The following is a 10,691-nucleotide window of genomic DNA, read 5'->3' as shown; positions in this document are numbered from 1 at the left end:
GCACTCAGGCACGTACTGTTGCACCCAACGCGCGGACAACTGCAGCCCGCGGGCAAGGCCTGCGAGTGCCATGCGTTCCAGCAACAGGCGATCACGCAACGCACAGGTGTCTTTGTCGTTCGGTTTCCATTGAGGATTCTCCACAAACTGACGACCACAATCGCGGCACGTGTAGTTCTGTTTACCTCGACGGGTGGTGCCGTTTTTCATGATGTCATCGGAACCACAGGTCGGACAGAGGAGATACGGCGTCATGCTGGATTACGGCTGGGAGTAGTTGCACAATCAGGGGTGATCTATCATAGCGACTCTAATTTTCTCTACCCTTTACAAAAGGGCACTACCCCTTGTTGTAACACTGCCAGCACTTGCACCATATCTCCTTTGAGCAATGCCTCTACTGCCAGCCACAATCCCGGAAACTGCTGACTGCGAATCATGCCATCCGCATCTGGCATTAACTCCACATACTCATCGTCCTGCAAAACAAACCAATCCAACTTGTTCTCAAACATCTGCCAGACAATATACTCTCTTACCCCATTTCGACGATAGGCTTTTTTCTTATCACCCAAATCATAGGAAGCACTGCTGGCAGCCACTTCAGCAATCAGCTCGGGTGCTCCTTCAAGGTAGTCATCCTCAGAAATCTGCACTTGCCCACCCAATGCGGGATCTAGAAACAATGCAACATCAGGCTGAGGATCATTATCGCGATCGAGCCGCACGGTTGCGTTATCTGCCAGTTGTATCCCTGGCGTTTCCACCTGGTAATTGAACAGCCAACCCAATAGTTGAGCATGGGGTTGACCGTGACTTCTAAATCGAAGCGCTGCCGCCATGTAAACTACTCCTTCGATCAATTCAGCTTTCTTGAGATGGGGCATTGCCGCATAGCGCCGCTCAAACTCAGCACGAGTCAAGCGATCGCCATTTTCCAAGGGTGGCAGTTTGTGAGTTTGGCGGTGCAGTTGATGAGTCGTCATGATAACGTTCTCAGTGGGTTGGTTCTATTTTAAGACAATCAATCCAAAAGTTCCGTTTAGGAGTCAAAAAACTCCCGCCAGGAGCCAAAATCAGCTTCCCCGGTCAGCAAACTTTACGCTAAGCTGCTGAACGGGTTAAAGACGCAGGTGGGTAAATGGGGATTCCCTTTCAGCCATATCGATCGCTCTTGTCAGACTATCTAAAACCGCAGCAGGGTCGTGTTGTTGTGTTGGCGATCGTCCTATTGAGTAGCATTGCGCTGCAAATTATCAATCCCCAAATTCTTGGTTACTTCATTGACACCGCAGTCAAAGGGGGTTCTCAGCAGAATTTACTGGTTGCAGCACTCTTATTTACAGCGATCGCCTTACTGACTCAGGTCTTCTCCGTTGCCGCTACCTATTTGGGAGAAATGGTAGCCTGGACAGCCACGAATGCCCTACGGATTGACTTAGCTGCCCACTGTTTACGACTTGATTTGTCGTTTCACAAAGCCCATACACCAGGAGAGTTACTAGAACGAGTCGATGGTGATGTCAACGCCCTCTCACGATTTTTCTCTCAACTAGTGATTCATGTGTTCGGCAATGGCATTCTTTTAATTGGAATTTTGGTTGTTCTCTGGTTTGAAAATCGATTGGCTGGACTCAGTTTAACCTTGTTTGCTTTAATGGCGTTAGCACTGCTGTTAAGTTTGCGATTTATGGCGATCGCGCCTTGGGCAGAATACCGTCAAATCAGTGCCGAATTTTATGGCTCCTTGGGTGAGCAGATTGCTGGACGGGAAGATATACGCGCCAATGGGTCTGTCGGTTATGTGATGCATCGCTTCTATGACCTATCGCAACGCTGGCTACCCATTTACCAACAAGCCAGGTTTGCCAGCACCGTTCTGTGGTTTAGCAGCGTGGGGTTATTTACCATCGGCAATTCCCTCGCTCTCACGCTCGCCGCCTATCTCTGGCAGCAAAATGCCATCACCATTGGAACCGCCTATTTGATCTTTCACTACACCAATCTGTTGTCCCAGCCGATCGAACGAATTCGGGAGGAACTGGAACAACTACAGCAGGTGGAAGCTAGTATCTATCGAATTCGTGATTTATTCAATGAACAATCCAGGTTAATTGAACAAGGGCAGTTTCCCCTGCCAATGGGGGCATTGTCTGTCTCCTTTAAACAAGTCTGGTTCAGCTATCAGGAAGCAAACGAAATACTGCTCCCATTTTCCGATCCTCCTATTTCCCCATCTACGCTTGAGGACATCTCCTTCCACCTTCCAGCCGGTCAAGTTTTAGGTCTCTTAGGACGTACAGGCAGCGGTAAAAGTACGATCGCTCGTTTATTGTTGCGCCTATACGATATTCAATCTGGCGAAATTCGGTTAGAGAATTGCTTGATTTCCCATGTCCCGCTCTCGGAAGTGCGTCAGCGAGTTGGACTAGTGACGCAGGATGTACAGTTGTTTCAAGCCAGTGTGCGGGATAACCTGACCTTTTTCGATCCTCAAATTCGGGATAAGGAAATCCTGGAAACATTAGAAGCTTTGGGGTTAGGGCAATGGTTGCGCTCCCTTCCAGATGGACTCAATTCTCTCCTTGGTTCCAACAATGGTGGGCTTTCAGCAGGACAAGCACAACTTCTGGCATTTGTGCGAGTCTTTCTCAAAAATCCTGGACTGGTAATTTTGGATGAAGCCTCTTCTCGTTTGGGTCCTCAGACTGAGTTACTGATTGAGCGGGCAATCACCAAACTCCTGACTCATCGCACCGGAATAATCATTGCTCATCGCTTACAAACTGTCCAACGAGCCGATCAAATCTTGATTCTGGATCAGGGGCGTGTGTTGGAGTACGGCGATCGCCTGACATTACTCGAACAACCACAGTCCCATTTTGCCCAAATGCTTCACACCTGGCAGAAATCTGATTAGAATCAGAGCTTAGTTCTATTATTGATATTAATTCTCATGTCGATTTTCCCTGCCCTCACAGCCCGTGACCTGACCCTCGCTTACGAAAACACGGTGATCGTCCGAGATTTAACCCTGGCAATTCCTGCTGGAAAAATTACGGCATTGGTCGGTGCCAATGGATGTGGTAAATCAACCTTATTGCGAGGGTTAGCACGATTACTGAAACCCACTCACGGAGGCGTTTATCTAGATGGAAAATCGATCGCGCAACGATCAACCAAATCGGTTGCTCAACAATTGGGATTGCTTCCTCAAGGTCCAGTTGCACCAGAAGGATTAACGGTCAAAGATCTCGTATCTCAAGGACGCTATCCCTATCAGAATTGGCTCCAACAGTGGTCCTCCCAGGATGAAGAATATGTGCAACAAGCGTTGGAAATTACTGATCTGGCGGAACTGGGAGATCGTCCGCTCGATACCCTTTCCGGTGGCCAACGTCAGCGTGCCTGGATTGCGATGACGTTGGCTCAAAACACGCAAATTCTCCTACTAGATGAGCCGACCACATTCCTGGATCTGGCTCATCAGATTGAAGTGCTGGATCTTCTGCATGACCTGAATGAGCAGCAGGAACGCACGATTGTCATGGTGTTGCATGACTTAAACCACGCTTGTCGGTATGCGGACTACTTAATTGCCATGAAAGCCGGACAGATTTTTGCAGCGGGTGATCCTCAACGTGTGATCACCGCAGAAACCGTCCGAGCAGTGTTTAACTTGCAATGTCAAATCTATCCTGACCCGATCGCAGGAACTCCTATGTGTGTGCCAATCAGTGCAAAAACGAAGTCAAATTGATTGAATAAAGCCATAAACGCCACTTACGTTTCTTCAGCCGCAGGTGCTTCTACGAGAGCGGCTCCTGGCGGGAGTTTGTTGACTCCTAAACGGAACTTTAAGCAAGTTTGGTCAGATGACTCACCCGATACTGCTTCACTTTGCAAAGCGGCTCATTGTTGCCCGATGCTTTCATCGTTTCGACCATCCCCTTGCCATCGATGCGGGCTTCGTAAACACCAGAGACTTGACCATCGGCTGAGTTGAAACTGAGGCGCACCTCTGCCCAGTTAGGAGCACGTAAATCTGACGGATCGATCGCCACTACCTGCCCAGATTTCTCATAATCAAGCCACTTCCAGCCTTTGTGCAGCCAAATTTCCCGTTCTGCTATTTGCTCAAACTTAGATAGACCACCCCACCCTCGGTAGTAAGGATACAGCGCTTTCAATGAGCCATGACGCTTGATCAAAACCTCTAGAATATCTGGTTGTAAATGCCCCCAGTATTGCCCTTGGGGTAAGTCCACGAGCGTTGGTGCAAATTGGTGTCCACCGAAGTGGCTACATCGCCAGACCCGGAGGTGGGGAGTGGAAACAGCATACTCCGTTCGCAACTGCTTGTAGATGGGATAGCCAAATCGACTGCAAGCGGCATCCACGTTACCGTGGGTACAAATGAGTATTTCACGAATATGGTCAGTTGATTGGCGATACTGAGCAAAATTGGATAATTCTTCTGGATATTTGAGTAATGCTAATGCCATAGAACCCAGTAAGGCATGGGGAATGATGAACTCATGTTTCTCAAATTGGGCAAAAGGCTGGTTGGGGCGGCGGTAGTAAAAAACTCGCGTATAGCCTGGATGGGAGTATTCCCGATCCGGGGCGATCGCTAACTGTCGAATCGTACCACCGTTATCCCAAACAAAGTTCAACGCCTCTAAAACGCCTTGGGGCATGGGATCGGGTTCAATCCAGATGGTTGTTTTCCAAGGTTGGGGAGTTTCAATGATTAAATATTGGTCAACAACGATCGCAGAGCCGATCGGGTCTTCGCCGTTCGCCTGAGAGATTTCTGAGCAGAATTGACAACGGCTATGAGTAGTGTTGAGCGACAGGTTCATGATGGTTTCACCAGGTATTTGAACAAATCATCAATGACTGCGTTTGCGGCGATTGGACCACTCCCAATCCAGTACTCTGGCACAAAATAGATACGATCCTTTTTCATTGCGTTTAGGCTCTGCCAGAGAGGGCTTGACTGCAATCCTGCTAACTTTTTTCGGGCAGTTTGATTCGCTGCCGCCGTGTTCTCCGATGTCCAGATAAACATGACATCTCCATCTGCTTGATCAACCTGTTCCACGCTAATGGATACTTGAATTTCATTCCCAAACCGTTGTTTTGCCTCTGAAGCAGAAAGGTTTTGCAAATTGGGTCGAGTCAGTCCTGCGTCCTGTAGAATAGTGCCGCAAAAAGAATCTCGCAGATAAAGATTGATCGTATCTGGATAGATTCGCACCACCGATACTTTGAAGGGAAAGGATAATCCCTGAGCTGAATCAGCCGCCACTTCTAGCGTATTCTGCAAGTCTTGCAAGCGACGATGATATTGATCCATTGCCTGTTGCACAATCGTTGCCCGATTTAGAGCAAAGCCAAAGCGTTGGAATACTGCTTTCCATTCGCCACTATGGTCAAATTTAATCAGTATTGTTGGTGCAATCTGTGAAGCTTGGGCATAGACTCCCCGATGATAATCGAGTCCTAGAATCAGATCCGGCTTTAAAGCCAACACCCGTTCTAAATTTGGGCTACCCGCTTCGCCAATGTTTTCAACTCCCATCAAGCGATCGTTCAGGTAGAACGGCATTCTCTGAGATAGGGTTGTTCCTATCGATTGAAATCCAAGGGCAACCGCATACTCAAAGGATGTTTCATCTAAGGTAACCAGGCGTTGAATCGTATTGGGGACACAGGTCACACCTGCCGCATGCTCAACAACGTGGCAATTGGCGGATGTAACGGGTGCGGTTGAGGGAGAAATTGAGTGACCAGCGATCGCGCACCAGCAGGTGAACAACATGAGCATAGACACTAGTAGACAGCGAAGGCGATATCGATTCATGAGATCGGGTCATCCGGTAACATAGATAAAAGTCCCTTCAATTGGTGGATAGCAATCTTCTCAATACTCATGCTTTCTCCCGCTTAAAAATCAACTGAAATGGTTCCTACGATAGAAAAAGGCGCACCGGGATTAACGCCTAACCGAGAACCATAGTTGGCAGAAGAAAAGTACTCAATATCAAATAGGTTCTGGATGTTCAACTGCGCCCGCCAATTATTACGGCGGTAAAACAGAGCCGCATCGGTACGAAAATAGCTGGGTAGGGTAAAGGTATTGTCTAAATCACCCTGGCGGCGATCCACATAGAACAACCCTAAACCAAATCCTAAGCCTTTCAGATCACCCTGCTGAATTTCGTAGGTCGTCCACAGGCTGAATTGATTTTCCGGTACATTCGCTAGTCGATTCCCGACAATATCGGTATTATCCTTACTCACAAAGGCATCCAGATAGGTATAGGCAGCAACCACATTCCAGCCCGGTAGGACTTCCCCTCCCAAATTGAGTTCAAATCCGCGACTGGCAACCTCCCCCGTTTGGAGTGAAAAGGCTGGATTAACTGGATCAGGCGTTGTCACATTCTGTTTGCGAATGTCGAAAGCTGCCAAGGTGAAACTGAGACGATCAGATATATCTGCCTTGATACCCACTTCAAATTGCCGTCCTGTTTCGGGTTCAAAGGTTGACCCATCCTCGTTTCGACTGGCTCCAAAGGATGGATTAAACGATGTGGTATAAGAGGCATAGAGCGATATAGGTTCGATCGGTTGATAGACAATGCCAAATCGGGGCGTAAACCGACTATTTTGTAATTGAAACTCCTCTCTGGGTTCGCCTAAATTTTGAGTTGTCCGCAATTGATCAACATAGTCATAACGAACACCTGCCAATACTTTTAAATTAGTTAGCAAGTCAATTTGATCTTGTAGATAGATCCCAATTGTATCTACAGTGTCATCCCGGAAAAACTCTGGAGCGATCGTATAAGGTATCCTCGTATAAATCGGGTTGAAGATATTGATTGATGGGTAACTATTACTGAACTGAAAACTCGGAGCTTCCGCATCGCGACGATATTCAGTCCCAAACAACACCTGATGTCTGACAGAGCCAGTATTGAATTGACCAATTAATTCCGCATTGGTAAAAAAGCGTTTGTATGTTCCACCTGCAAAGTATTCAAAGCGGCTCAGTTCGCCAGTTTCCTCATCCAGGGAATCAAATAGTGGGGCATACCGTTCGGGCTTGTATTGGGTATATTGCAGGGCATGGCGAATCGCTAAATTATCATTAAACCGATGGTTAAATCGGTAACCCAAATTAAATTGATTTTGCTTAAATTCGCCAAAGGGTTCTCCCAGAAAGCGATCACGAGGAAGATTGGCAACGCGATCGCCAATCGCAACAACCCCCTCATCAATGGTTTCGCGGTTGCGGGTATATTGACCGTAGAAATTGATCGATGTATTTGGCCCAATATCCCATGTCAGAACCGGCGATACAACAAACTGCTCTCCATTTACAAAATCACGAAAACTGCCATAGTTTTCATAGGAAACATTCAACCGATACCGCACTGTTCTGGCATCATTCAAGGGACCGGAAAAATCAAGCCCACCTCGATAGGTATTAAAGCTTCCAGCACTGAATGATAATGAGTAAAATGGGTCTCGTAAAGTCGGTTTAGACACTAGATTGATAATCCCACCCGGCTCTCCCTGCCCAAACAGCACAGAAGCAGGACCTTTCAGCACCTCAATCCGTTCAATGTCGTTGGTACTCAAAGGGGCTAATGAGAAGTAGCTAATCCCATCGCGAAAAATACTATCACTGACATCAAAGCCTCGAATCAGGAAATTGGGACCAAAGACACTGGTGCCTCTTCCACCTGAAGGAACCACTCCTCCAAGTGTTTCCAGCGCATTTCCAAGTTCCGTGACATTGCGGTCTTGAAGAACCTGTTGTGGAACGATCTGGATCGAGAGCGGAATATCCCGAATGCGTGTATTCGTCCCGGTCGCCGTACCGGAATTAGAAGGATTGTAGCCATCATCGCGATCGCCTGTAACCACGATTTCCTCATCCGGTTCGTCCGCTGCCGGATTGAGGCTATAGGCAAATTCTCCCGTTCTCAAAGTGACCTCTGACTGGGGCAGGGCATTCGTTCCGGTCACACTCACCCGAATCGTTCTGGTATCCTGCTGGGTAACGCGCACTGTAGCAATGTCTGCCGCCAGATTATCAGCGCTGAATTCCTCCGCATCAGGTAACGCCAGCACCGCATTGGGAATATCCGCAACCAGAGATGAACCGTCCGCCCGAAACTGAGTGGCATCCACCTGTAAAGGCTTACCCTCGGCAGTTTCGAGCATAATATCCAATCCAGTGTCGGTGCGATTAAGCTTGACTCCCGTGACCTGAACCGTAGCCGCTTCAATTTGGGCAAACCATTCTTTGACCGTCGTAGCAGGGCGATCGTGATCGCGGGTGAATGAGTCGATGGGTGAATGGGTCGGTGCGTAGGTGGGTCGATGGGTGGATGAATTCTTACCGATGCGCCCACTTTTCCACTCTTCCACTCTCCCACTCGCCTGCGCCCACCCTGGCAACGCCAACGCCCCGACTAAACTTCCTACCAGAAGTAAGACCCATCTGTAGAATTGAACCCTACCCAACTGCTGTGACTTAGTTCTATTCATCTTCCGCACACCAAATAGATACCTTAATTAGGAATAGCTCTCAAGAAGATACCGAGAAATGGAAGCCACTGGGCGATCGCTCCGACTCCTGAACGGAATTTTTTGAACGCTAGGCGGAATTTTTATGGCGAACCAGGTACTCTCTGGGCGTTACACCAAATTTTTTGCGGAATGCCGCTGCAAAATAACTGCGATTGACAAAGCCAATCCTGCGTGCCACTTCAGACACATTTAAATGACCTGATTCGAGTAACTGCCGTGCCTGCTCCAGTCGGTATTCATGCAGACAGCCAAAGGCAGTATTGCCAAAGACCTGGCGAAATCCCCGTTTGAGGGTACAGTCATTCAGCCCGACTTGGCGGGCTAATTCCAGCAACGAGGGGGGATGATCAAACCGCTGCAACAGAATTTCCCTGGCGTGGTGGATGCGATCAATATCCTCACGTTTCAATATCGGGACGACAGCAGGTTCCTGGCGTTGTTCGAGTTCCTGAGCAATCAACAATGCCATGAGTTCCCATACTTTGCTTTCTAGATAAATGCGTTTGATCATGCCGTCGAAAGGGCAGTGAAGAATCTGCTGGAGAGCCGTCTGCATTGCCGTAGTGATGCTTCCTGAACGCCAGTAGTACGGCTGTGAGTCTGGTTGAACTAAGTGCTGCAACTCTGGCTGAAGGGGTGTTGACGCAGAATTCCAGAATTCGAGAAACAGGTCTGGATCAATATGGACATTCACTTCCAAGACTTGTTCTGAAGCAAACCACTCAGGCTTTTCGACAGGAGCAAGCCCACTGCCGTACAGGGCATATTGTCCCGCTGACACAATCCAAGATTGCTCTTTAAACCCACCGGACAGGAAAAAACTATATTCCAAAGGGTGTTCTCGCTCTGGACAATGCAGAGTCAGTTGGTCATAGGGAGAATAATCTAATATTGCCAATTCCATCCCATCTCGCAGATTAACCTGATGCACAGAGCCACACCCCAAGGTTTGGGGATAGCTTTGAACACGCTCAAATGAGTTGGGCTTCCCAATTGTGTTCGTTTCACTAAACAGTGCCCAGTATTCCTCTTGAGAGAGGGCGATCGCCATAACTTAATTCACCAACTATTGCTAATAGTTCTTAACTAATACCCTGTTTCTGGACAGACTGCAAGAGAAGGTTGAAGATGGGTTCACTGCAACCATCCCAGCCATTATTGGTAAGTTGGGCTATAGAGGTTAGCTATTTGATTGGCGGCAGGCAACGGTAGTTATTTAATACGATGCAAGTCAGTTTGGGTAGGTTCGATCACTTGTAACTGGCTCCATGCATATCCACCCGACCCAACGGCAATTAAGCCGATCTCACTCATGATGTAAAGCACTGCAATCCTTGTTCCTACAACCGTTCCAACGATTTTATTAAGATTAGCTGTGATCGCATGATTTTGCATCAACGGCTCAAAGACGCGATCAGCAAGGGGACCTGTGACTAGTGCATGGAACGGGTGAATATGGACGCGATGACGATGGTGATGGCTTTTGTGAAGTGCATGTCAATACGATGGAGGGCTTTTGGTCACTCTTGCGCTCTTGGTTACGTCCCCATCACGGCATCTCTCAAGAAAAGCTACCTTTGTATTTGGGCTTCTTCGAGTTTGTGCATAATGCCAAACAAAGAGGTAAAGCCTTGCTCAGTGCTTTGTTAGAGACTCTGAGCAAGGGGGGCAACCTTTGCCGGATGCCTATGACCCTCAAACCATTCCTGAGGTTGGTGAACTCGATGAGTTAGAAACGTTTGTCGGCTTAAAAAAACAAACTCTGGCTGTGGACAGCGCTTGACCACAATCTGGCTCACGGGTTTTATCACTGGCATAGCTTAACCCTCCTAGCTCATCTGGTTTCTAAGTTGTCGCAGCATAGCGCTAGTGGACTGTCAAGGTTGAAATGATGGGTAAAGTCGTTTGAGTTTAACCCGTGCATCTTCAGTGGTAAATCGCCAAAAAAGGTTCCCGCATCCCTGGATGTACGTCCGATTGGACCATCGATGATCTGGTAATGCTTCAGCACATTCATGCTGCCTTCGACGGTCATTGAAATCTTGGGTAGATCAAAGATTCGCGGTCCGCCGATTTCA

At 48.0% G+C, this 10,691-nt stretch carries 9 protein-coding genes and 3 pseudogenes; 4 read left to right on the top strand and 8 right to left on the bottom strand.

Translation table 11 applies throughout. The features are described 5' to 3' along the window. A partial coding sequence (locus AC1S52_RS03480) for an IS1/IS1595 family N-terminal zinc-binding domain-containing protein (protein WP_482027647.1) occupies nucleotides 1–255 on the bottom strand: 255 nt, incomplete at its 3' end. A 65-nt stretch (nucleotides 256–320) separates the two neighbouring features. Beyond that, the gene (locus AC1S52_RS03475; RefSeq protein ID WP_482027646.1) at nucleotides 321–986 is read right to left on the bottom strand and encodes a Uma2 family endonuclease; all 666 of its coding nucleotides are present in this window, start codon (nucleotides 984–986) and stop codon (nucleotides 321–323) included. 155 nt (nucleotides 987–1,141) lie between these two features. Here AC1S52_RS03475 and AC1S52_RS03470 point away from each other — a divergent pair, with 155 nt between their 5' ends. Next, a complete protein-coding gene (locus AC1S52_RS03470) occupies nucleotides 1,142–2,920 on the top strand; it encodes an ABC transporter ATP-binding protein (protein ID WP_482027645.1) in 1,779 nt (592 codons plus the stop codon). A gap of 36 nt (nucleotides 2,921–2,956) precedes the next feature. Next, nucleotides 2,957–3,760, top strand: a complete 804-nt coding sequence (locus tag AC1S52_RS03465; RefSeq protein WP_482027644.1) for an ABC transporter ATP-binding protein — start codon at nucleotides 2,957–2,959, stop codon at nucleotides 3,758–3,760. Between the two features lie 97 nt (nucleotides 3,761–3,857). Here AC1S52_RS03465 and AC1S52_RS03460 read toward each other — a convergent pair whose 3' ends face one another. The 5 genes from AC1S52_RS03460 to AC1S52_RS03440 all read right to left on the bottom strand — a co-directional run bounded on the left by AC1S52_RS03460 (nucleotide 3,858) and on the right by AC1S52_RS03440 (nucleotide 10,008). Then, on the bottom strand, nucleotides 3,858–4,865 hold the full coding sequence (locus AC1S52_RS03460) for a sucrase ferredoxin (protein WP_482027643.1): 1,008 nt from the start codon (nucleotides 4,863–4,865) through the stop codon (nucleotides 3,858–3,860). Then, nucleotides 4,862–5,833, bottom strand: coding sequence for an iron-siderophore ABC transporter substrate-binding protein (locus AC1S52_RS03455; RefSeq protein WP_482027642.1), 972 nt, complete (start codon nucleotides 5,831–5,833; stop codon nucleotides 4,862–4,864). Before AC1S52_RS03455 ends, AC1S52_RS03460 begins: the two co-directional genes overlap by 4 nt. A 119-nt stretch (nucleotides 5,834–5,952) precedes the next feature. Continuing rightward, a complete protein-coding gene (locus AC1S52_RS03450; RefSeq protein ID WP_482027641.1) occupies nucleotides 5,953–8,571 on the bottom strand; it encodes a TonB-dependent siderophore receptor in 2,619 nt (872 codons plus the stop codon). 109 nt (nucleotides 8,572–8,680) lie between these two features. Further along, nucleotides 8,681–9,664, bottom strand: a complete 984-nt coding sequence (locus AC1S52_RS03445) for a helix-turn-helix domain-containing protein (protein WP_482027640.1) — start codon at nucleotides 9,662–9,664, stop codon at nucleotides 8,681–8,683. 161 nt (nucleotides 9,665–9,825) lie between these two features. Next, nucleotides 9,826–10,008 carry a hypothetical protein gene (locus AC1S52_RS03440; protein ID WP_482027639.1) on the bottom strand — a complete coding sequence of 61 codons (183 nt, stop codon included), beginning with the start codon at nucleotides 10,006–10,008 and terminating at the stop codon, nucleotides 9,826–9,828. A gap of 44 nt (nucleotides 10,009–10,052) precedes the next feature. On the opposite strand from AC1S52_RS03440, the pseudogene AC1S52_RS03435 reads away from it, so the two are divergent. Both AC1S52_RS03435 and AC1S52_RS03430 read left to right on the top strand, forming a co-directional pair. Then, a pseudogene (locus tag AC1S52_RS03435) lies at nucleotides 10,053–10,271 on the top strand (IS1595 family transposase); the annotation flags it as partial. After that, nucleotides 10,271–10,400: pseudogene (locus tag AC1S52_RS03430) on the top strand (IS1 family transposase); the annotation flags it as partial. The pseudogenes AC1S52_RS03435 and AC1S52_RS03430, both read left to right, overlap by 1 nt. Before the next feature lie 47 nt (nucleotides 10,401–10,447). Here AC1S52_RS03430 and AC1S52_RS03425 read toward each other — a convergent pair. Continuing rightward, nucleotides 10,448–10,691 (bottom strand): annotated as a pseudogene (locus tag AC1S52_RS03425) (hypothetical protein); the annotation flags it as partial.

This window comes from Kovacikia sp. CALU 1929 (assembly GCF_056784235.1).
Note: the sequence above shows the minus strand (reverse complement) of the source record. Positions and strands in the feature narration are given on the sequence as shown.

Excerpts from the sequence above, each read along its gene's own strand:
- AC1S52_RS03465 (WP_482027644.1), top strand. The coding sequence starts at position 2,957 with ATGTCGATTTTCCCTGCCCTCACAGCCCGTGACCTGACCCTCGCTTAC.
- AC1S52_RS03440 (WP_482027639.1), bottom strand. The coding sequence starts at position 10,008 with ATGCAAAATCATGCGATCACAGCTAATCTTAATAAAATCGTTGGAACG.
- AC1S52_RS03450 (WP_482027641.1), bottom strand. The coding sequence starts at position 8,571 with ATGAATAGAACTAAGTCACAGCAGTTGGGTAGGGTTCAATTCTACAGA.
- AC1S52_RS03460 (WP_482027643.1), bottom strand. The coding sequence starts at position 4,865 with ATGAACCTGTCGCTCAACACTACTCATAGCCGTTGTCAATTCTGCTCA.
- AC1S52_RS03470 (WP_482027645.1), top strand. The coding sequence starts at position 1,142 with ATGGGGATTCCCTTTCAGCCATATCGATCGCTCTTGTCAGACTATCTA.
- AC1S52_RS03455 (WP_482027642.1), bottom strand. The coding sequence starts at position 5,833 with ATGCTCATGTTGTTCACCTGCTGGTGCGCGATCGCTGGTCACTCAATT.
- AC1S52_RS03445 (WP_482027640.1), bottom strand. The coding sequence starts at position 9,664 with ATGGCGATCGCCCTCTCTCAAGAGGAATACTGGGCACTGTTTAGTGAA.
- AC1S52_RS03475 (WP_482027646.1), bottom strand. The coding sequence starts at position 986 with ATGACGACTCATCAACTGCACCGCCAAACTCACAAACTGCCACCCTTG.